The following is a 21,558-nucleotide window of genomic DNA, read 5'->3' on the forward strand; positions in this document are numbered from 1 at the left end:
CGGTCATCAGGGCCGCACCGCCTGCGGGCAGGGGGTTCCGGGAGCGTACGGTCCGGCAAGATCGCTTGGGGTTACCCCGCCCGAATGGCCGTCAAACCTTTCCGTCCTGTCCGGATGGGGTCAATATGGGCCGCCATTGTGACTGACCGTAAGGGTTAGTGTGATCCACATCGCTGACAGAATTGTCCGCTGGGTTACGGGAAGGCGTCACCTGTTCCAATCCGTTGACGTGACCTTGTCAAGCCCGCAACCATGGGTCGCTCCGGCAATGTGCAACCCTCCGGAGTGGCCAAAGCAATGAGGACCAGCCAGACGACGCCCCCGGCGAAGAGCAACTCCGCAGCGGTGCAACGAACCGGGCTCGGCGGAACCACAGGTCAGCAGCGCCTTCCGGTGCCGCCACGCGAGCGCAAGCCCGCTCTCGCGGCACTGGCCGTCCTGCTGATCGTCTGCGGCGCGCTCGCCAGCGCGTACCTCGTGATGGCCAGCGGGCAGCGAGTGTCGGCGATCCAGATCAACCAGCCGGTGGCGGCCGGGCAGCAGATTCCGATCGGAGCGCTCCAAGAGACCCAGATCGGCAACACCGGCATCAGCTACATCAGCTGGAGCGAGCGGTTCAAGGTCGCCCGGGCGTTCGCCGCCGTGCCGCTGGTCAAGGGCGCGCTGCTCACGAACGGCATGCTGAGCTCGACCGACGCCGCCACGCAGGGAAGGGTGATCGTGGGCTTGGCGCTGAAGACCGGCCAGTTGCCGGCCAGCGGGCTCCGCACGGGCGACCACGTCAGCCTCTATTCGGTGGGCGGGACCAGCACCTCGGTCAAGCCCGGCACGGTCCTGTCCAACGACGCGATCGTGTCGTACACGGGTGGAACCGGCGGCCAGAGCGACCAGACCTCCTCCGACACGAGTTCGGTCTCCGTCGCGATCCCGCCGGACGAGGCGCCACTGGTCACCCAGGCGGCCTCGGACGGTGCGGTGGCGGTCGCCCTGCTGCCCACCGGCGTGAAGGTGGACAAGACCGCGACCGTGCCACCGGGGACCCAGCCCGTCGTCCCGGAGAAGAGCACACCGCCGGGCGGCAGGCAGACCGGCGGGGCCGTCCCGACCGGCGGGACGGGCGGCTGATCGTGGCACTCATCGCTCTCGCCGCCGACAAGGGAGCTCCCGGTGTCACCACCGCCGCCGTCGCCCTGGGCGCGGTGTGGCCGCGGCCGGTGCTGGTGGCCGAGTGCGACCAGGGTGGCGGAGACCTCGTCTACCGCCTGCCCGCCGAGGACGGCGGGATGCTCAACCCGGCCCGCGGCCTGCTCAGCCTGGCGGCGACCGCACGGCGCGGGCTGCGGCCGGACCAGATCGGCGAGCACACCCAGCGGCTCGTCGGCGGCATGGACGTGCTGGCCGGGCTCACCAACGCCGAACAGGCCCAGGGCCTCACCTGGCTGTGGGGGCCGCTCGGGCGGTGTTTCGCCAGCCTCCATCCCATCGACGTCCTCGCCGACTGCGGCCGGCTCGGCGCCGGCGGCCCGCTGAACGACCTGCTGCGCGAAGCCGACATGATCGTGCTGCTCACCCGGCCCTCGCTGGAGCAGGTCGCCCATCTCCGGGACCGCGTCTCGGCCCTGGCCGCGGTCGAGTCACGGACGAGACCGCCGATCGGCATCGTGGTCATCGCCGACCCACGCGACTACCGGGGCTCCATCGCCGAGGTCGAGCGGATCATCGTGCAGGCCCAGCTGCCCGCGACCGTACTCGGCGGTCTCGCCTACGACCCCAAGGGCGCCGAGATGCTCCGCGGGCAGTGGGGCGGCCGGCTCGACAAGTCGCTGCTCATCCGATCGGCGCGCGAGCTCGCCGGAGGTCTGCTCGGACGGCTGACCGTTCCGGGGTCGCCGGCCGGGAGCCTGCCCCCTCCCGTGACGGCGGCGCCGCTGGTGCCGCCCCCGGGCACTCAGCGTTCGCGCCAGTCCGTACCCCGGCCCGCGCACGCCGCACCCCCGGACCGCCCCGGGCCGCTGGCCTCTCCCGTCGAGCAGCCCCAGCCCCAGCCCCAGCCGCAGCCGCCGCACCGCCCGGCGCCGGCCGGCCGCTCCGCCGCCCCGCGCAACGGCGCCGAGGTCGCACCGCCCGCCACCACCGGGCAGCGACCGGCTCCCGCCCAGAACACGGCCCCCGCAGCGGCACCTTCCACGGAGGCGACGCCCGCGGCACCCTCGGCCGAGTCGCGCCAAGGCCCCGCAACGACGACCCCCGCGGCACCCCCGGCCGATCCGCGCCCTGGTCATCCGGCGGGGACTACCCCGGGGGCACCGCCGACCGGTTCGCGAGCCGAGGGGGGGCGTTAAGTGGACCACGGTCTGGTCAAGCGACTGCGCCAGGAGGTCGGCGACCGGCTGGCGCAGCAGCGACGCCTCGACGCCGCGGGCGGGCTCGCACCGATGTCCGGCGAGGACGAGCGGCAGTTCGCGCGCGCCATCATCTCCCAGGTCCTGGAGGAGTTCGCCCGCGGCGAGATCACCTCGGGTCGCCGCCCGCCCTCCGCCGAGGAGGAGGAGGCGCTGGCCGCCGGGGTCCACGCGGCGCTGTTCGGCGTCGGCCGACTACAGCCGCTGCTCGAGGACCTCGAGATCGAGAACATCGACGTCAACGGCTGCGACAAGGTCTTCATCGGGTACGCGGACGGGCGCGAGGTCATGGGTGAGCCGGTCGCCGAGTCCGACGAAGAGCTCGTCGAGCTGATCCAGATCCTCGCCGCCTACAGTGGGCTGTCCTCCCGTCCCTTCGACACCGCCAATCCGCAGCTCGACCTGCGGCTGCCGGACGGCTCCCGGCTGTCCGCCGTCATGGACGTCACGCTCCGGCCGGCGCTCTCGATCCGCCGGGCGCGGCTCGGCAAGGTGTTCCTCTCCGATCTGATCGGCAACGGGACGGTCAGCCCCGAGCTGGGCCAGTTCCTCAAGGCCGCCGTGCTGGCCCGGAAGAACATCATGCTGGCCGGGGCCACCAACGCGGGCAAGACCACGATGCTGCGGGCGATCGCCAACGAGATCCCGCCGCACGAACGCCTCATCACGGTGGAGCGGGCACTGGAACTCGGCCTCGACCAGTTCCCCGAGCTGCACCCCAACTGCGTGGCGTTCGAGCAGCGGCTGCCCAACTCCGAGGGCCAGGGAGCCATCTCCATGGCCGAGCTGGTCCGCCGGTCGCTCCGCATGAACCCCTCGCGGGTCATCGTCGGTGAGGTCCTCGGCGACGAGATCGTGACCATGCTCAACGCGATGACCCAGGGCAACGACGGCTCGCTCTCCACCATCCACGCGAACTCCTCGATGGAGGTCTTCAACCGCATCGCGACCTACGCCATCCAGTCCGAGGAACGGCTGCCCATCGAGGCCACCCACATGCTCATCTCCGGGGCCATCGACTTCGTGGTCTTCATAGAGAAGCGCAACGAGTACGTCCACGGTGGGCGGCTGCGGCGGTTCGTCTCCAGCGTCCGTGAGGTCACCGGCTGCGACGGCCGGGTGCTGTCCAGCGAGGTCTTCGCGTCGGCCCCGAACGGGTACGCGGTGCCCGCCGCTCCCATCTCCTGCATGGACGACCTGGCCGAGCAGGGCTACGACCCGAATCGGGGGGTGATGTGGCAGTGAGCGCGGTGTTCGGCACCGACGTCCTGGGGGCGGCCCTGTCCGGGGCGGTGCTCGGCGGCGGCGTGCTGCTGCTGGTCATGTCGCTGCGAGGCTTCCCCGTACGCCCCGGTAAGCCGGCGAGCGGGCGTGACCTCCGGGACCTGCTGAGTGTGTTCGGCCGGCGCCTCGCCATCGCGGCGGGGGTCGGTGCGGTGGTGCTGATCGCGACACAGTGGGTGGTCGCCGCGGTGGGCGCGGGACTGCTGGTGCTCGGCTGGAACGGCATCGCCGGCGGAGCGGGCGAGGAACGCAAGGCGATGGTACGGCTCGAGGGACTCGCGGCCTGGACCGAATCGCTGCGCGACACGATCGCGGGCGCGGTCGGGCTGGAGCAGGCCATCCCGGCGTCGCTGCGGGCCGCGGCCCCTGCTCTTCAGCCGCCGCTGCGAGTGCTCGTCGACCGGATGCACACGCGGATGCCCATGGCCGAGGCGATGCGCAGGTTCGCCGACGATCTCGACGACCCCTCCGCCGACCTGGTGATCGGTGCGCTGATCCTCAACGCCCGGCTGCGCGGCCCGGGCCTGCGCGACATGCTCAGTGCGCTCGCCACCTCCGCCCGCGCCGAACTCGACATGCGCCGCCGGGTCGAGGCCGACCGCCGCACCACGCGCCGCAGCGTCCAGATCGTCGTGCTCGTCTCGGTCGGTACCTCCCTGCTTCTGGCGATCTTCAACCACGACTACGTACAGCCCTATGACAGCTTCCTCGGCCAGCTCGTCCTCATCGTCGTGATCGCGCTCTACGCCGCGGCGTTCCTCTGGCTGCGGCGGCTGGCCAGGTACGAACTGCCACAGCGGTTCCTCGCCGAACCAGGGACGCGGCCGGGTGTCCCCGGAGAGGTTCCGGCCACCGTCTCCGGCTGGCAGGACAGCGTTCCGCTGCGGGGGCGGGCCACGATGGACGCCGGGGGTGGTCTGCCATGACGGCGGCACTTCTGGCCGGGGTCGCCTTCGGAGCAGGGCTCTTCCTGCTGTTGCGGGCCTTGTTCCCGGCGCGGCCGGGGCTGGCCGCCAGTCTGGCGGCCTTCGACGCCGTGAACCGCCGAAGAAACGAGGACGCCCGGGCCAGCCGCACCGGTACGTCACCGCAGCAGCGCAGCGGGATCCGGGCCGACCTCGGTGCCGGACTGGCCCGGGTCTACGAGGCCCGAGGGTGGAAACTGCGGAACGTCAGGGCGGACCTGGCGATCCTGGACAAGTCCTTCGAGTCCTTTCTCGCCACGAAGTTCCTCTTCCCGGCCGTGGCGCTCGTGGTCACCCCGTTCTTCGCGGTCATGGGCGCGGTGATCGGCCTGCCCCTGGCCATACCGCTGTGGATGGGGCTCCTGCTCGCGGCGCTGTTCTTCGTCCTTCCCGACATGCAGCTTCGGCAGGAGGCGGCCCAGCGCAGGAAGGACTTCCGCCATGTGGTCGGCGCCTTCCTGGATCTGGTGGCGATGAACCTCGCCGGGGGCAGGGGCGTGCCGGAGGCGCTGATGATGGCCTCCCAGATCGGTGACGGATGGGCCCTGCGCCGCATCCGCGAGGCCCTGGCCAATGCGCGGATCACCGGGCAGACGCCCTGGCAGGCGCTCGGCGGGCTGGGAGACGAGGTCGACATCGCGGAGTTGCGTGACCTCTCTGCCGCGCTCGCCCTGGTCGCCGATGACGGAGCGAAGGTCAGGCAGTCGCTGACGGCCCGGGCCGCCTCCATGCGCAACAGGCAGTTGTCGGAACTCGAGGGCAAGGCGGGTGAGCGGTCCCAGTCGATGCTGGTCGCGCAACTGCTCTTCTGCGCGGCCTTCATGGTCTTTCTCGCCTACCCCGCCGTGGTGCGAGTGCTCGCCTCATGATCTGAACTGAGATGAACCGACCCCGAGGAGTACACATGAACCCCCTGGACGATCCGCTCATCCTTTACACGAGAGCCTGGCTCGGCGTCCGTCTGGACCGGTTGCGCACCGAGGAGCGGAGCCGGGGCGCCTCCGCCATCGAGTGGGCCATCATCACCGGCATCCTGGCGAGCATCGCCATCGCCATCGGGCTCGTCATCTTCAACAAGGTCAAGGATGCCGGCAACAACATCAAGGTCGGCAACGGCACCGGCAACGGAGGCCGTTAGTCCGTGCGCTCCGTGTCCGTCAAGGAGAGGGCTCGCGACTCGGGGGCGAGTTCTCTCGAGTGGGCGCTGCTGACACCGGTCCTGATCACGATGATCCTGTTCGTGGTGCAGTTCGCCATGATCTATCACGCTCGGCATGTCGCGCTGGCCGCGGCACAGAGCGGTGCGCGCGTCGCCCGCACCGACACCTCGAGCGCGTGGCGGGCCAAGGCGGAGCGGCGGGCGACCGACAGTGTCGCGCAGGTGGGTCCAGGGCTGCTCACGAACATCCGGGCGGTGGCCACTGGTGATCAGAGGGACCGCCAAGTGGTGGTGACCGGCCGGGCGGTGGCCGTCGTGCCGCTCCTGGACTTCAATGTGCGCGAACAGGCCGGTGGTCCGAGGGAGTGCTTCCGTCCCGACGTCGGGGGCGGCATCACCTGCCAGGATCAGCCATGACCCGCCGTCGTCTCCGCGGGCCCGGGGCCGATCGCGGCACCATGTCGCTGGAGTTGGTGATCGTCACCCCGGTGTTCATCGGCTTCATGATGTTGCTGGCCGGGTTCGGCAGGATCGTCGACGTACAGAGCCAGATCGATGGTGCGGCGCGGGACGCGGCCAGGGCCGCGTCCGTCGCCCGCGGCAAGGACGGTCCGGGAGGGGCACGGAGCATGGCCGAGCGGGCGGCCGTCGCGAGTCTGGGCGGAGACGGCTGGTGCTCGGGCGGCCCCAAGACCACGGTGGACGTCAGTGACTGGGGACCGGGAGGTCAGGTCACCGCCACCGTGAGCTGCTCCGTCGACCTCGGTGACGTGGCGTGGATCGGCATTCCCGGCACCAAGTCGATGCGCGGCTCGGCCACCGCGCCGATCGACAGGTTCACTCGCCGGGACGGATCGGTGGGTACCCGATGAGCGGCCCTGTGCGTCGGTGCCGGACATCGCCCGCCGCGGCCGCCGCGGCGGCCGGGAGTCCGCGGTCGCCGGAGCGTGACGGCGGGAGCATCTCCGTGTTCACCGCCATCTTCACGATCGCCGTGATCCTGCTGGCCGGACTGCTGGTCGACGGTGGTCTGGCCATTCACGCCCGGGAGCGGGCGTTCGACATCGCGGAACAGGCGGCGCGTGCGGGGGCCAACGAGATCGACGAGGACGCCCTGCGGCAGACCGGGAAGATCCGGATCGACCCGAGCCGCGAGGTCGTCTGCGGGAAGGTGAACGATCTGGTGGCCGCGTACGACTCGAAGGCCACGGTGGACGACTGCCGGCGCACCGACGACCAGGTGACGGTGACCATCCACCTCACGGTGCATTCGCAGTTGCTCGGCCTCGTGCCCGGCCTCAGCACGTTTACTATGACGGGTACGGCGTCCGCTCATCCTGACGAGGGCAACCCCTGAGGGGCGTTATGGCAGCGAAGCAGGCGGTGAAGGTACGGGGCAGGCGCAGCGTGCGCGATGTCCTGGCGGGGCTCTGCGCGATCGTCGCGCTCGCGGCGCTGGTCGTCGGCATTCCGCTGGCGCTGCTGACGTTCTTCGGCTCACCCGTCCCCACGCAGGCGCCGGCGATGAGCGACTTCACCGAGAAGATCGGGCCCAGTTCGCTCATCCACATCCTGGTGGTGCTGGCCTGGCTGGCCTGGCTCCAGTTGCTGTTCTGCGTGTTCGTCGAGCTGTACGCGGGCGTTCGCGGCATCGGCGTACCGGCTCGGGTGCCGCTGGCCGGCGGCACCCAGTCGCTGATCCACCGGCTCGTGGTCAGCGCGCTGCTGCTGTTCACCGCGACCACCGCGATCATGCCCGCGTTCAGCGGGCGCGACCTGCATCCGATGCACACGGTGGCGGCCTCCACCGACTACGTCGAGCCGTCCCCGACGACGGTGGACCAGGCCACGCAGCGGCTGGCCGAGGAGGCCGCGGCCCATCCGGAGCAGAAGGCCACCACCACGAAGATCTACCGGGTGCAGCCTCCGGAGGGCCGTCACCACGAGAGCCTCTGGGAGATCGCCGACAAGTGCCTCGGTGAGGGGCGCCGCTACCACGAGATCTACGAGCTCAACAAAGGCCATCAGCAGCCCGACGGGTCCAGGCTGCACAAGGCGAGCCTGATCCGGCCCGGCTGGATCCTGGAGATGCCCGCCGACGCGGTCGGGGCGCAGGTCGTCCAGGTCAGTGAGCTCGGCGACTACTTCGCGCACGGCCACCCGCGGCACGGTCACGAGGCCGCTCCCCAGCGGCCGGGCCTGCCCGCCGGTGGCGAGAAGGGGACGGCGGGCGGAACGGGCAAGGGCGGCCATGCGCAGCCGGGCGGGCAGGTGACCCAGCCCCCCGCGTCCAAGCCCTCGGTGTCCCAGCCGCCCGCGTCTCAGCCGCCCGCGTCCCAGCAGCCCGGTACGGAGCGGCCGCAACCGCAGCCGCAGGGCGAGCAGGTCCCCGCCACTCCGCCGGGCCAGGAAAAGAACGGCCACGCCTCCGGCGGGCAGCTGTCCGGCGGCCCGGGCGCGCACCAGGGCACGCCCCCGGGCGCGCAGCAGGACAAGGACGCCTCCCAGGACCACGGCCTGCTCGGCATCGGCTGGACGAAGGAGCTGGCGGCGGCGTCACTGCTGGCCGCCGGGCTACTGGTCGCGCTGGGCCGCCGGCGGCGCGTCCAGCTGTGGCACCGCGCGCTCGGCCATCGGATCACCGGGCCGGACGGTGACGCCGCCCTGGCCGAGGAGGCCCTGCGCATCGGCGCGGACACCGAGGCGGTCCGCCTGCTCGATCTGGGGCTGCGCCAGATGTCGAAGTCGATGGCGGCCGACGGGCGCACTCTCCCGACCGTCTACGGAGTGCATCTCAGCGAGGAGAGCCTCGACCTGTGGATCGCCCCCGCCGACCGCAATCCGCCCGCCCCCTGGGAGGCGCACGACGAGGGCCAGGTCTGGCGGCTGCACCACGACGCGCTGGAAGGGCTCGACACCGCCGACCTCACCGAGGTGCTCGCCCCCTACCCGGGGCTCATCTCCATCGGCACCAACGACAACGGGCGGATCCTGGTCGACCTGGAGGCGGCGCACGGACTGATCGCACTGCACGGGCCGGACGAGATGCGCCGCGCGGTGCTCGCCGCGGTCGCGGTCGAGCTGGCCACCAATCGCTGGTCCGACCATATGCGGATCACCCTGGTCGGCTTCGGCACGGAACTCCAGCAGATCGCGCCCGACCGCATCCGGAGTGTCGCTTCGCTGGCCGAGGCGCTGCCGGAGCTGGAGGCCCGCTCGGCCGAGGTGCAGCAGGCGCTCTCCGCGTCCGGGGTCGACTCGGTGCTGACCGGCCGCTGCCGCGGGGTCTTCGGCGAGGCCTGGATGCCGCACTACCTGATCATGGCGGACCAGCCGACCGGGGACGAGGCGCACCGCCTGGTGGCGCTGGCCCGCACCGGCCGGCGAATGGCGGCCGGCTACATCGTCCCCGGCGAGGTGCCCGGGGCGACCTGGACCTGGGAGGTCACCGCCGAGGGCCGGCTGGAGGCCGGGGTGCTCGGCTTCGACGTCGACGCGCAGCTCGTGCCCGAACGCCACTATGCGGCGCTCGCCGCGCTGTTCCGTACGGCCGGGACGCTCGACGGTGTCCCGCTGGCGGACCCGCAGCTGGAAGAGGAGCCGTTCGGGGCGCAGGCGGGAGAGCAGCAGCCGGCGGCCGACATCCGGCTGCTCGGTCCGATCGAGATCGACGCCCCGGGCCCGATGGAGGAGAGCCGCCGGGCCCTGTGCACCGAGCTGCTGGTCTATCTGGCGACCCACCCGGGCGGGGTGCACCCGACCGTGCTGAGCGGCGCGGTCTGGCCGCGCGGGGTCACCGCGGGCGTGCGCGACGCCACGATCGCCCGCGTCTCCGACTGGCTCGGCCGCGACTCCCGGGGCCGGCCGAACCTCTACTACGACGACCGGGGCCGGATCAAGCTCGGCTCCGAGGTGCGCATCGACTGGGAGGTCTTCCGCTGGCTGATCTGGCGGTCGGCCGCCGAGCCGGGCTCGGAGATGGCGTACATGTCCTACGCCCTGGACCTCGTCCGCGGCCCGCTGCTGGCCGACCGCGAGCGCGGCCGTTACGGCTGGCTGGCCGGTGAGGTGCTGGAGTACGAGGCGAGCGCCCGGGTGATCGACGTCGCCCAGCGGCTGTTGCTGCTGCGGCTCGACGAGTTCGACGCCCGGGGTGCGATCGCGGCGGCACGGGCCGGGCTGCTCATGGTGCCCGAGGACGAAGGGCTCTGGCGCAACCTACTGCGGGCCACGCACGCGGAAGGCGACCAGACCCGGCTGCGTGCGGTGGTGGACGAGCTGCGGCGCCGGGTCCAGTACGACCCGGCACTCGACCAGCTCCAGCCCGAGACCGAGGCCCTCATCGAGGAGCTCATGCCGATGTACGGCCAGGTCGTCACGCGAGGTGCCTAGCGCAGGCCGTGGCCCAGTGAGTAGCGGCCCGGCTGGGGATAGAAGCAGAGCCCGTGCGGACCGCCGCCCACCTGGACCTTCCGGATGAGCGCGCCGGTCCGGGTCGAGATCGCGTACACGGCGCCGTCGCGGCGGCCGGACAGCCACAGCACCGAGCCGTCGGCCGACAGCGCCCCCAGGTCGGGTGCGGCCGGCTGGGCGGGCCGCCAGGTCCGCACGACGCGGCGGCTCGCGAACGAGATCAGCGAGATCGTGCCCTCGCCCGGGTTGGTGACATAGAGCAGCTCGCCGTCCCGGCTGGGGTAGAGCCCGTGCGCGCCCCGGCCGGTCGGGATGAAGCCGATCTCACGGAACCCGGCGGCGTCGACGACCCATGTGCCACCGCCCGCCGGGTCGGCGACGTAGAACACCGCGCCGTCGGGGGAGAGCCGCACATCCTGCGGCGCCGGGCGTGGCACGGCGAGCCCGGACCGGTGCGGGGGGACCAGGTCGATCACCCCGGCGACCGTACGGCGGCGGACGTCGACCTTGAGCAACTGCCCGGACTGCTCGCAGCCCACCAGGGCGTACGAGCCGTCGGCGGTGAAGTCGGCGTGGCTCAGGCCCTGGCACGGCACCGGGATGGAGGCCTGCAGCCGCATGGTGTGCGGAGTCCGGACGTCGATCCGGTGCAGCCGCTCGGCCAGCACCAGCGCGTGCCGCCCGTTGGCGGTGAAGTACAGGTCGTGCGGGGCCGCCACCGGCACCGCCCTGCCCCGGCGCCCGGTCCGCGGGTCGACCGGGATCAGGGCGCCGCCCCGGTCGTCGTTGACCCACAGCGTCCTCAGGTCCCAGGACGGCACGACGTGCTGTGGCAGCCGGCCCGCCGCGAAGCGCCCGACGACCGTGTACGACCTGGGATCGACCACGTCGACGGCGCCGGTCCGGCCGTTGGTCACGTAGAGGCGCTCCGGGAAGTGCCGGACGACCTTGCTCAGCCGGTCGTTCCGGGTCGCGGCGTACACGTCGCGGGTCCGGTCCGCGGACCGGCCGGGACCCGTGGCGAGCGCGCCTCCGGCGGCGGCCGCGGGCGGAGGCAGCCCTGGCCGGAGGTACGGGAACGGGGCGCCGAGCCCCAGGACCGGGTCGGACGGGCTGGGCGGGCGCGCCTCGAACGGCATCGTCTGGCAGCCGCCGAGCAAGGCGGCCATGACCAGCGCGCCCGCCAGCGTGCCGGTCGATCGCCTGCCCGAGGTCGCCCGCATAACCCGGTGACTGTACCGCCCCGATGACGGTCCGTGGTGGATCCGTCACGAAAAGCATGGGCCGGGGTCAGGGACGGGCGGCTTCGTGGCGGAGCAGCCATTCCTTGCGATCGGTGCCGTAGTAGTAGCCGCCGGACTTCTGCGGGCCGCTCGCCGGCAGCACCCGGTGACAGGGGATCGCGGGGGCGATGAGGTTCTGCGCGCAGGCCTGGCCGGCGGCCCGGGCGGCCCGCTCCAGACCGGCCTGGGCGGCGAGCTCTCCGTAGGTGACGGTGTGCCCGGCGGGCACCTGCCGCAGGGCCTTCCACAGCGCCTCCCGGCGCCACGATCCCGGCTGGTGCACGGCGAGGTCGGCGAGCGCGTCGAGGTCTCCGCCGAAGTAGGCCTCGTGCGCTGTGCCGATCGCCCCCAGATCGGCCACCGCCTCCAGCCCGTACGAGCGCAGGGACGGATGCAGCCGGGCGTGCAGTTCCTCCGGGTCGGCGGTGAAGCCGGACGCGATGAGCGTGGGTTCCCCCAAGGGGGCCGGGGCCTGGCCGTTCGGTGGGCCCTGGCCGTGGGACGGGGCCTGGCCGTCGGCGTCGAGGGCCAGCAGCGCCAGCGGTCCGATCGGGGTCTCGAGAACGGTCGTCCGGATCATCATGGTGTCTCCCATGTTCTGAGGCAGTGGGTCTTGTGGCAGTGGGTGGGTGGTCGTGGTGGGGCTCGTGGCTCAGCTCGCCGCGTCGGGCTCGGCCGCCCACAGGTGGGCGGCGGCGTAGGCCCGCCAGGGCCGCCAGGCCTCGGTGTGGGCCAGGTCCGTGCCCAGCCGGTCGAGGGCGCGGTGCAGGACCGGGTCGGCGGCGGGGAAGGCGTCCGGGTCCCGGAGCGCCCGCATCCGGATGGCGGAGACGGCCGACGGGCCGATGCCCGGCAGGGCGAGCAGCTTCGCCGTCGTCTCGGCCGGGTCGGCCCCGCCGTCGAGGTCGAGCTCGCCCGAGGCCACCGCGGTGGCGAGGGCGTGCAGCGCGCGCGTCCGTCCTTCGGACAGGCCGAGGCCGCCGAGGTCCGCCTCCGCCACGGCCGCCGCGGAGGGGAACACATGGGTGAGGGTGCGGTCGGCCCCGGCGAAAGTGGCATCGCCGGGGGCGGGATCGGCCGCCGGGGCGCCGCAGCGGGCGACGACGCGCCCGAGGAGGACGCGGGCACCGGCCGCCGAGGCCTGCCGACCCAGCACCGCGCGGACCGCCGCCTCGAAGCCGTCATAGGCCCCCGGGACCCGCAGCCCCGGTCTGGCCCGCACCAGCCCGGCGAGCAGCGGATCCGCGCCCAGCACCTGGTTGACGGCGTACGGGTCGGCGTCCAGGTCGAACAGCCGGCGGCAGCGCGCCACCATCCCGGCGAGCCCGCGGAGCCCGGCACCGGGGCGGGAGTCCACCGCGCGGCTGCCCTCGCCCCGGCGGGAACCCGCGGTGATCGAGGCCCGCAGCAGCACGTGGTCGTCGTGCGGGACCAGCTCGATGGTGCCGCCGGGCACCGTACGGAGGTAGCGGCCGGAGGTCACCGACTCGACCCCGGGAACCGCCTGCGCGGACAGGAGGGCGAGCAGCCCGGCGGAGTCGTACGGCTTGCGGAACGCCAGCCGCAGGACCAGCCCCGGCGGGCGGCCGGCGCCGTTGCGCAGCTCGGAGGGGGCCAGCCCGTACGCCTCCCGCATGCTGGCGTTGAACTGGCGTACGCTGCCGAAGCCGCTGGCGAAGGCCACATCGGTCACCGGCATGCCGGTCTCGCGGAGCAGCCGGCGGGCGAACTGCAGCCGCCGGGTGCGGGCGACCATCAGGGGCGCGGCACCGATCTCGGCCACGAAGAGCCGGTGCAGGTGCCGCTCGGTGACGGCCAGCCGGGACGCGAGCCCGCGTACGCCTGTCTCGTCGACCACCCCGTCGTCGATCAGCCGCAGGGCGCGGCCGACCAGGTCCCCGCGGACGTCCCACTCGGGTGAGCCGGGGCTGGACTCGGGGCGGCAGCGCTTGCAGGGCCGGAACCCGGCGGCCTCGGCGGCGGAGGCGTCCGGATAGAAGCGCACGTTGCGCCGGGCGGGGGTACGCGCCGGGCAGATCGGCCGGCAGTAGATCCCCGTCGAGGTCACGCCCGTGTAGAACCGGCCGTCGAAGCGGGCGTCCCGCGAGCTCACCGCCAGGTAACAGGAGTCGAAGTCGAGCATGCTTCGAGTAAACCCCAGCTCACAGCTTCACGCTGGCGGGTTTCGGACGTCGCCGTGGCGGCCTGGCGCGCGGCCGGGGCGGCCTCAGTCCGAGCGGCCGACGCCGATGCCGAACTCGCGGTAGACGCGCTCCCAGAAGCCGTCGCGCAGCCAGGTGCGGGCCTCCTGGTAGGGGCGCAGCGAGCGGCCCAGCTCCTTCTCCGCCTCGATGAGCAGCTCCTTGTCGATGACCGGCGGGAGGATCGGGCCGGGGAGCAGGTCGCGGATGTTGTCGCGGCCCCGCTCGAAGAGCCATTTCTGGGCGACGTGCTCGCCGATCTCCAGCATCTGGTGCCGCTCCGGGCCGAGCTTGCCCTCGCTCGGCGGCGACGGCGCGGCCGGCCGGATCGTCGCGGGGGAGGGCTTGGGCGCCGCGGGGACGGGCGCCGGCGCGCGGCCGGCGAAAACCTGGGACGGGGAGGGCACCGGGCTGGTGCGGACGGCCACCCGCGGCTGCTCGGCCGGGGGGACCGAGAGCACGCCCGCCTTGCTGAAGTACGGACGCAGGAAGTCGGCGGACAGCACCTCGACGGTGTCGGACTCCCAGACGAGCCATTCGGCCTGGTTGGAGCCGTGGGTGGGCTCCACGCCCCAGAGGTGGACCCGCACGCCGTAACGCTGGGCCGCCTCCACCGCGGGCAGCATGTCCTCGTCCCCGGCCAGCAGCACCGCGTCGGTGATCGCGCGGTGCCGGGCCAGTGCCTCGAGGTCGGCCCTCAGCTGCGCGTCCACGCCCTTCTGCTGGCCCTGCGCGTTGAGGTTGCCCAGCCGCAGCTTGACCAGGGGCAGGTTGGCGATCACTCGCTGGTCGACGGTCGGCTGGCGCCGGGGCGCCGCGTCGAACCAGTAGATCCGCAGCAGCTCACCGCGGATCCGCTCGGCCGCGTGCGCGGTCAGCGATCGGATGAGCTTCTCCGCCGCGACGCGGTATTCCCGGCGTGAACCGACATCGAGCAGCAGCGCCCCCGAGGCGGCATAGAGATACCCCGCGTCCACGAAAACGGCATAGCGGGCGGGCTGAGGAACGAGCTCCGAGTTAGCCATGGGCTTTCTACCTTATTCGGGCTGAGGCCGTTCCAGGGCGTGAACCACGGCTATCAGCCCCCCGCACGTCCTCTTGAGGACGGCCCACTTCAGAGCGTATCTCGCAAACCAGGCGAAAGCCTGAGAGGGCTATCCGGGGAGGCCGCTGGCGCGCCAGGCTCCGGGGCCGGGAGCGACGGGTCGCCGGACCAGCCGGGCACGCCGGGCCCACTCGGAAGGCCTGCGGGCCGGGGGGCCGGTGGGCGCGGCCGCGGCCGCCCGTGCGGCCAGCACCGCCACCAACGCCGCGATCTCCTCCGGTGTCGCGTCACCGCGTACGACCTGAAGGAACGGTCGCTCTTCCGCCACGAGGCCCTCCTTACTCTTTCGACGCCGCTCTTTCGATGCCGGGCTCACCCGACCGGCCTTTACCCCGCCGTGATCACGCAATCGCCCTTTACCGTGATCATGCAATGGATTGCATGATCACGGCGGGCCGGGGAGGCGAGGTCACGGCGGAAATGCGCTAGAGCGGGATGTTGCCGTGCTTTTTGGGCGGCAGGGTCTTGCGCTTGTCGCGGAGCGCGCGCAGCGACTTGATGACCTGCCCCCGGGTCTCGGACGGCTTGATGACCGCGTCCACGTAACCACGCTCCGCCGCGATGAACGGGTTGGCCAGCGTGTCCTCGTACTCGGTGATGAGCGAGGCCCGGCGGGTGTCGGGGTCGGTGGCCTCGGCCAGCTCCCGCCGGTACAGGATGTTCACCGCGCCCTGCGCCCCCATGACGGCGATCTGCGCGGTCGGCCAGGCCAGGTTGATGTCGGCGCCGAGATGCTTGGAGCCCATGACGTCGTAGGCGCCGCCGTACGCCTTACGGGTGATCACGGTGACCAGCGGGACGGTGGCCTCGGCGTAGGCGTAGAGCAGCTTGGCGCCGCGCCGGATGATGCCGCCGTACTCCTGGTCGGTGCCGGGCAGGAAGCCGGGCACGTCCACGAAGGTCAGCACCGGGATGTTGAAGGCGTCGCAGGTGCGGACGAAGCGGGCCGCCTTCTCGGAGGCGTCGATGTCCAGCGTGCCGGCGAACTGCATCGGCTGGTTGGCGACGATGCCGACCGAGTGTCCCTCCACCCGGCCGAAACCGACCACGATGTTGGGCGCGAACAGCGGGTGCACCTCGAGGAACTCGCCGTCGTCGAGCACGTGCTCGATGACGGTGTGCATGTCGTAGGGCTGGTTGGGAGAGTCCGGGATCAGGGTGTCCAGCGCCTCGTCCAGCTCATCCGGGTCCACCGGAGTGTCGAACACCGGGGCCTGGTCGAGGTTGTTGGAGGGCAGGTAGGACAGCAGCGCCTTGACGTACTCGATCGCGTCGGGCTCGTCCGTGGCCTGGTAGTGGGCCACACCGGACTTGGAGTTGTGGGTGTGCGCGCCGCCCAGCTCCTCCATCGTGACCTCTTCGCCGGTGACCGTCTTGATGACGTCCGGCCCGGTGATGAACATGTGCGAGGTCTGGTCGACCATCACGATGAAGTCGGTGATGGCGGGGGAGTACACCGCGCCGCCCGCGCACGGGCCCATGATCAGCGAGATCTGCGGGATGACGCCCGAGGCGTGCACGTTGCGCTTGAAGATCTCGGCGTAGAGGCCGAGGGCGACCACGCCCTCCTGGATCCGCGCCCCGCCGGAGTCGTTGATGCCGATGACCGGGCACCCCGTCTTGAGTGCGTGGTCCATGACCTTGCAGATCTTCTCGCCGAAGACCTCGCCGAGGGAACCGCCGGAGACGGTGAAGTCCTGGCTGAAGACCGCGACCGGACGGCCGTCGACCGTGCCGTGGCCGGTGACCACCCCGTCGCCGTACGGCCGGTTCTTCTCCATGCCGAAGTTGGTGGAGCGGTGCCGGGCCAGGCCGTCGAACTCGACGAACGAGCCCTCGTCGAGGAAGGCGTCGATCCGCTCGCGGGCGGTCAGCTTGCCCTTGGCGTGCTGCTTCTCGACCGCCTTGGCGGACCCGGCGTGCACGGCCTCGTACCGGCGGCGCTCCAGGTCCGCGATCTTGCCTGCGGTCGTGTGGATGTCTACGTCACCCGTGGGTTCAACAGCTTCCATCGCCATGCGGGCAAGAGTAACCGGACCCTGACTCGCAAGTTCGGCGCACCCCGGCTAGTTCGCCTCTTCTGGGGTAGTACCCCGGCGAAACCGGCGTTCGCAGGGAGGACGCATGATCCGTATCGCCTGGTCCAGGCTGCTGCGGCACCCCGCGGTGACCCTGCCGCTCACGTTGGCCGCCGCGGCGCTGGGCGTGCTCGCTGAGGGTACGCCGTCGTACTTCCTGGCCTGCGGGCTCTACGTGGTGAGCGTGACGGCGATCGACGCCCGCAGGCGGCGTGATCTGGGCGCGCTGGCCTGCTTGGGCTGGCCGGGCCGCGCGCTCGCGGGCGTGGTGCTGGCCGAGGCCCTGATGATCGCCGCGCTCGCCGGGATCCTCGCCGCGGTGGCCACCCTGGCCCTCCCCGGCCGGCACGCGCCCGCCCCGCCGGTCACCGTCCTGATCGTCCTGGTCACGGGCGTCGTCCTGGCCGTACGGGCGGTACGGACCCGGCCGACGGCCGCGCTCGGAGGTGAGCACGCATGATCGAACCGCAGCCTCTCGACCCGGCCGGCGACCCTGCCGACTCCGAGGCCGGTGCCGCCGTCTCGATCGCCGGGCTGACCAGGGCGTTCCCGCATGGCGGGGGCATCGAGGACTTCGATCTCGATCTCGTACCCGGGAGCGTCACCGCGCTCGTCGGCCCGTCCGGCTCGGGCAAGTCGACCCTGGTGCGCCTGCTCGGCGGGCTGGAGCGGCCGGACGCCGGGGTCATCCTCGTCGGCGGCGAGACGGTCAGCGCGCTGCCCGGCCGTGCGCTGCCCGCCTACCGGCGCCGGATCGGCATCGTCTTCGAGCAGGGTGCGTTGCTGCCCGACCTCAGCGTCCTCGACAACGTCGTCGCCCCCGCCTTGATCGCCCCGACTCCCGCGCCGCTCGCCTACGGGACCGCCGCACCCCCCGGCCTCGGCCCGCTGGCCAGGATGCGGGTGCCCGTCCGCAGTGCCCTGGTCTCGCTGCTGGTGCCCATCGTGCACACCCAGGCCACCCTCGACCGGCGGCGGGCGGCCCAGGAGCGCGGCCGTGAGCTGCTCGCCTGGGCCGGGCTGGCCGGGCGGGAGGACGACCGGGCCGACCGGCTCTCCCCGGCGGACCGCCAGCGAGTGGCGGTCGCCCGGGCGCTGATCGGCCGGCCGGCGCTGCTGCTCGCCGACGAGCCCGCCGGTGCGCTGGGCTCGGCGGAAGGCACGGCCCTGATCCAGCTGCTGCTACGGGTACGTGACGAGGAGGGCCTGACCGTGCTCATCGCGACGCACGACCCGGAACTGGCCATCCACTGCGACCGGGTCGTACGGCTGCGCGACGGACGGGTCGCCGACGACTCCGACGCCCTGCCCTGACAGGCGCCATGTCCCGAAAGAGCCTGTCCACGACCGATGCCGGCCACGGACGTTCCGACGACGGTTGCGTAGCCTCACCGCATGGCCGAACTACGCACCGAGCGACTGGCGCTCCGTCAATGGCGGGAGTCCGACCTTGAGCCCTGGGCGGCGCTGAACGGCGACCCCGAGGTTCGGGAACACTTCCCGAGTGTGCTCACCCGGGAGGAGAGTGCGGCCTCGATGGCTCGCTTCCAGGCCGAACTCGACGAACGGGGCTACGGGTGGTGGGCGGTCGAGGTGCTGGAGACCGGTGAGTTCATCGGCTTCACCGGCTTGGATCAGGTGGAGGAGGACATGCCGTTCACAGGGGTGGAGATCGGCTGGCGGCTGGCCCGGTCGGCCTGGGGCCATGGATACGCCACGGAGGCCGCCCTGGCGAGTCTGGCCTTCGGGTTCGGAACTCTCGGCCTTTCCGAGATCGTCGCGGTGACCGCCACCACGAATCTTCGTTCCCAGGCGGTGATGCGCCGGATCGGCATGACCCGCGATCCCGCCGACGACTTCGACGACCCGGGCGTGCCCGAGGGACCGTTGCGGCGAAGTGTCCTCTACCGGGTCCGTCCCACCGCTTCGCCGCTGGTCGCCGCTCGCTAGGCTGAAGCCCGTGGTGACCAACGCGAATACCCCCTCCAGCGCCGCTCACGGTGAGCGCAACTCCGCCCGTCAGGAGATGCCCGAGCCGCTGCGCCGGGACGTACGCCTGCTCGGTGCCATGCTCGGCGACGTCCTGGTCGAGTACCGGGGCCAGGACCTGCTGGACGACGTCGAGCGGCTGCGGCACGCCGTCATCGCGGCCCGGCGCGGCCAGATGACCTTCGACGAGGTCTCCGCGCTGGTCGAGGGCTGGTCACTGGAGCGTGCCGAGCTGATCGCCCGGGCGTTCACCGTGTACTTCCACCTGACCAACCTGGCCGAGGAGCACCACCGCATCCGTACGCTCCGGGAGCGCGACGTGGCGGACCAGGCTCCGGTGAGCAGCTCGGTGGCCGCCGCCGTGGCGGAGATCCGGGCCACCGGCGACGACCGGCTCGCCGAGGCGCTGGACGGGCTGGAGCTGCACCCCGTCTTCACCGCGCATCCCACCGAGGCGCGCCGCCGGGCCGTGGTCACTGCGATCATGCGGGTCAGCGGCCTCCTGGCGGCGCTGGACGACGCGCGGCTGGGGGCGAGCGAGCGCGACGACATCCGCCGCCGGATGTACGAGGAGATCGACCTGCTCTGGCGGACGGCGCACCGCCGGCAGACGCAGATGGACCCGCTCGACGAGGTCCGGACGGCCATGGCGGCGTTCGACGAGACCATCTTCCGGGTGGTCCCGGAGATCTACCGGGTGCTGGACGGCGCGCTGTCGGACGACACCGATCCGGGCGGCGCGGGACGGCGGCCGCCGAAGGCCCGCGCGTATCTGCGCTTCGGCAGCTGGATCGGCGGTGACCGGGACGGCAACCCGTACGTCACCGCGAAGATCACGCGTGAAGCGATCATGATCCAGGCGGACCACGTGCTGCGCGCCCTGGAGAACGCCTGCACGCGGATCGGCCGCCGGCTCACCGTGGCCCAGGCGACCACCGCGCCTTCGGCGGCGCTGAACGGGGTCCTGGCCGCGGCCCGGGCTTCCCGGCCCGACCGGATCGCCGAGATCGTCAAGCGCTCTCCGGAGGAGCCGCACCGCCAGGTCCTGCTCTTCGCCGCCGAGCGCATCCGGGCCACCCGCGAGCGGCACGCCGATCTCGCCTACGCCTCGCCCGACGACCTGCTCGCCGAGCTGCACGTCGTGCAGGACTCGCTGGTGGCGGCGGGTGCCACCCGGCAGGCCTACGGTGAACTGCAGAACCTGATCTGGCAGGTGGAGACGTTCGGCTTCCACCTCGCCCAGCTGGAGATCCGCCAGCACTCCGGCATCCACGAGAAGGCCCTCGCCGAGGTGAGAGCCGGCGGCGCGCTGTCGGAGCAGACCGAGGAGGTCCTCGACACGCTGCGGGTGGTGTCCTGGATCCAGGAGCGCTTCGGGGTGGACGCCTGCCGCCGCTACGTCGTGTCGTTCACCCGTACCGCCGAGGACGTCGCCAACGTCTACGAGCTGGCCGAGGCGGTCGGCGGCAGGGTGCCTGTGCTGGACGTCGTGCCGCTGTTCGAGACCGGCGAGGACCTCGAGCGAGCCCCGGCCGTGCTCGAGGAGATGGTGACGCAGCCTGCGGTCCAGCGCCGGCTGGCCGACACCGGCCGGCGGCTGGAGGTCATGCTCGGCTACTCCGACTCCGCCAAGCAGCTCGGCCCGACCAGCGCCACCCTGCGGCTGTACGACACCCAGGCCGCCCTCGCCGAGAAGGCCGAGAAGCACGATCTCAAGCTGACGATGTTCCACGGCCGCGGCGGCTCGCTCGGCCGCGGTGGCGGACCGGCCAACCGGGCCATCCTCGCGCAGGCGCCGGGTTCGGTGGCGGGCAGATTCAAGGTCACCGAGCAGGGTGAGGTCATCTTCGCCCGCTACGGCCACTCCGAGATCGCTCGCAGGCACGTCGAGCAGGTGACCAACGCGGTGCTGCTCGCCTCCACCCCGGCCGTCGAGGAGCGGGCCCGGAAGGCCGCCGGACGGTTCCGCCCGATCGCGGACACGATGAGCCGGGCGGCGCACTCGGCCTTCCGCTCGCTGGTCGAGGCCGACGGTTTCGCCGAGTGGTTCGCGCAGGTCAGCCCGCTCGCCGAGATCGCCGAGCTGCGCATCGGCTCCCGCCCGGCACGGCGCAGCGGGGCCGCCTCCCTCGACGATCTGCGCGCCATCCCGTGGGTGTTCGCCTGGACACAGACCCGGGTCAACCTGCCCGGCTGGTACGGCCTGGGCAGCGGGCTCGCCGCCGCGGCGGGCATCTCCGGCGAGCAGGGCGAGGCCGGGACCGGCGAGGGGAACCTGACCGAGCTGCAGGAGGCCTACCGGTCCTGGCCGCTGTTCGCCGCGCTCCTCGACAACGCCGAGATGAGCCTGGCCAAGACCGACCGGGCCATCGCCGAGCGCTACCTCACGCTGGGCGGCCGCCCCGAGCTCACCGAGGCCGTGCTCGCCGAGTACGACCGGACCCGTTCCCTGGTCCTGGCGGTCACCGGGCACGAACGGCTGCTGGCCAACCGCCGGGTGCTCTCCCGCGCGGTGGAGCTGCGCAACCCCTACGTGGACGCCCTGTCGCATCTGCAACTGCGTGCTCTCACCGCGCTGCGGTCCGGGGTCTCCGACCCGAGCGAACGCGAACAGCTGGACAACCTGCTGCTGCTGTCGGTCAACGGCGTCGCCGCCGGCCTGCAGAACACCGGCTGAGC

20 protein-coding genes are annotated in these 21,558 nt (G+C 72.3%); 14 read left to right on the forward strand and 6 right to left on the reverse strand.

The annotated features are described in order from the left end of the window. The first annotated feature begins 297 nt into the window (after positions 1-297). The 10 genes from ACRYCC_RS01890 (at position 298) to ACRYCC_RS01935 (ending at position 10,202) form a co-directional block, all read left to right on the forward strand. Positions 298-1,125 carry a hypothetical protein gene (locus ACRYCC_RS01890; RefSeq protein WP_433807986.1) on the forward strand — a complete coding sequence of 276 codons (828 nt, stop codon included), beginning with the start codon at positions 298-300 and terminating at the stop codon, positions 1,123-1,125. Between the two features lie 2 nt (positions 1,126-1,127). Continuing rightward, positions 1,128-2,342, forward strand: coding sequence for a MinD/ParA family ATP-binding protein (locus ACRYCC_RS01895; RefSeq protein ID WP_433807988.1), 1,215 nt, complete (start codon positions 1,128-1,130; stop codon positions 2,340-2,342). After that, complete coding sequence (locus ACRYCC_RS01900) at positions 2,343-3,647, forward strand: TadA family conjugal transfer-associated ATPase (RefSeq protein WP_433807990.1); 1,305 nt, start codon at positions 2,343-2,345, stop codon at positions 3,645-3,647. It abuts the gene before it with no gap. Further along, on the forward strand, positions 3,644-4,612 hold the full coding sequence (locus ACRYCC_RS01905) for a type II secretion system F family protein (RefSeq protein ID WP_433807992.1): 969 nt from the start codon (positions 3,644-3,646) through the stop codon (positions 4,610-4,612). The genes ACRYCC_RS01900 and ACRYCC_RS01905 overlap by 4 nt, the downstream gene beginning before the upstream one ends. Beyond that, positions 4,609-5,520 (forward strand): type II secretion system F family protein, encoded by a 912-nt coding sequence (locus ACRYCC_RS01910; RefSeq protein WP_433807994.1) that lies wholly within the window; start codon positions 4,609-4,611, stop codon positions 5,518-5,520. Before ACRYCC_RS01905 ends, ACRYCC_RS01910 begins: the two co-directional genes overlap by 4 nt. Before the next feature lie 35 nt (positions 5,521-5,555). Next, positions 5,556-5,789 carry a hypothetical protein gene (locus ACRYCC_RS01915; RefSeq protein WP_433807996.1) on the forward strand — a complete coding sequence of 78 codons (234 nt, stop codon included), beginning with the start codon at positions 5,556-5,558 and terminating at the stop codon, positions 5,787-5,789. Positions 5,790-5,792: 3 nt separating this feature from the next. Continuing rightward, complete coding sequence (locus ACRYCC_RS01920; protein ID WP_433807998.1) at positions 5,793-6,227, forward strand: TadE/TadG family type IV pilus assembly protein; 435 nt, start codon at positions 5,793-5,795, stop codon at positions 6,225-6,227. After that, the gene (locus ACRYCC_RS01925) at positions 6,224-6,682 is read left to right on the forward strand and encodes a TadE family protein (RefSeq protein WP_433808000.1); all 459 of its coding nucleotides are present in this window, start codon (positions 6,224-6,226) and stop codon (positions 6,680-6,682) included. The genes ACRYCC_RS01920 and ACRYCC_RS01925 overlap by 4 nt, the downstream gene beginning before the upstream one ends. Positions 6,683-6,777: 95 nt before the next feature. Continuing rightward, positions 6,778-7,167, forward strand: coding sequence for a pilus assembly protein TadG-related protein (locus ACRYCC_RS01930; RefSeq protein ID WP_433808002.1), 390 nt, complete (start codon positions 6,778-6,780; stop codon positions 7,165-7,167). 8 nt (positions 7,168-7,175) lie between these two features. After that, the gene (locus ACRYCC_RS01935; protein WP_433808004.1) at positions 7,176-10,202 is read left to right on the forward strand and encodes an AfsR/SARP family transcriptional regulator; all 3,027 of its coding nucleotides are present in this window, start codon (positions 7,176-7,178) and stop codon (positions 10,200-10,202) included. On the opposite strand, the gene ACRYCC_RS01940 is transcribed toward ACRYCC_RS01935, so the two are convergent. The 6 genes from ACRYCC_RS01940 to ACRYCC_RS01965 all read right to left on the reverse strand — a co-directional run bounded on the left by ACRYCC_RS01940 (position 10,199) and on the right by ACRYCC_RS01965 (position 16,830). Then, complete coding sequence (locus tag ACRYCC_RS01940) at positions 10,199-11,446, reverse strand: YncE family protein (protein ID WP_433808006.1); 1,248 nt, start codon at positions 11,444-11,446, stop codon at positions 10,199-10,201. The genes ACRYCC_RS01935 and ACRYCC_RS01940 overlap by 4 nt on opposite strands. 67 nt (positions 11,447-11,513) lie before the next feature. Further along, positions 11,514-12,089, reverse strand: a complete 576-nt coding sequence (locus ACRYCC_RS01945; protein ID WP_433808008.1) for a methylated-DNA--[protein]-cysteine S-methyltransferase — start codon at positions 12,087-12,089, stop codon at positions 11,514-11,516. Between the two features lie 69 nt (positions 12,090-12,158). Then, entirely contained in the window at positions 12,159-13,649 is a 1,491-nt protein-coding gene (locus tag ACRYCC_RS01950) for a DNA-3-methyladenine glycosylase 2 family protein (RefSeq protein WP_433808010.1), read from the reverse strand. An 84-nt stretch (positions 13,650-13,733) separates the two neighbouring features. Then, a complete protein-coding gene (locus tag ACRYCC_RS01955; RefSeq protein WP_433808012.1) occupies positions 13,734-14,732 on the reverse strand; it encodes an NYN domain-containing protein in 999 nt (332 codons plus the stop codon). Between the two features lie 129 nt (positions 14,733-14,861). Next, positions 14,862-15,080, reverse strand: a complete 219-nt coding sequence (locus ACRYCC_RS01960; RefSeq protein ID WP_433808014.1) for an acyl-CoA carboxylase subunit epsilon — start codon at positions 15,078-15,080, stop codon at positions 14,862-14,864. Positions 15,081-15,237: 157 nt separating this feature from the next. Then, positions 15,238-16,830, reverse strand: a complete 1,593-nt coding sequence (locus tag ACRYCC_RS01965) for an acyl-CoA carboxylase subunit beta (RefSeq protein ID WP_433808016.1) — start codon at positions 16,828-16,830, stop codon at positions 15,238-15,240. 106 nt (positions 16,831-16,936) lie between these two features. Between ACRYCC_RS01965 and ACRYCC_RS01970 the strand changes: the two genes are divergently transcribed. The 4 genes from ACRYCC_RS01970 to ACRYCC_RS01985 all read left to right on the forward strand — a co-directional run bounded on the left by ACRYCC_RS01970 (position 16,937) and on the right by ACRYCC_RS01985 (position 21,556). Continuing rightward, positions 16,937-17,350 (forward strand): hypothetical protein, encoded by a 414-nt coding sequence (locus tag ACRYCC_RS01970; protein WP_433808018.1) that lies wholly within the window; start codon positions 16,937-16,939, stop codon positions 17,348-17,350. After that, positions 17,347-18,204, forward strand: coding sequence for an ABC transporter ATP-binding protein (locus ACRYCC_RS01975; RefSeq protein WP_433808020.1), 858 nt, complete (start codon positions 17,347-17,349; stop codon positions 18,202-18,204). The genes ACRYCC_RS01970 and ACRYCC_RS01975 overlap by 4 nt, the downstream gene beginning before the upstream one ends. An 81-nt stretch (positions 18,205-18,285) precedes the next feature. Further along, a complete protein-coding gene (locus ACRYCC_RS01980) occupies positions 18,286-18,840 on the forward strand; it encodes a GNAT family N-acetyltransferase (RefSeq protein WP_433808022.1) in 555 nt (184 codons plus the stop codon). 76 nt (positions 18,841-18,916) lie between these two features. Next, on the forward strand, positions 18,917-21,556 hold the full coding sequence (locus tag ACRYCC_RS01985) for a phosphoenolpyruvate carboxylase (protein WP_433809894.1): 2,640 nt from the start codon (positions 18,917-18,919) through the stop codon (positions 21,554-21,556). The last annotated feature ends 2 nt before the right edge of the window (positions 21,557-21,558 follow it).

Source organism: Actinomadura scrupuli (genome assembly GCF_050971785.1).
Classification (GTDB): domain Bacteria; phylum Actinomycetota; class Actinomycetes; order Streptosporangiales; family Streptosporangiaceae; genus Actinomadura_E; species Actinomadura_E scrupuli.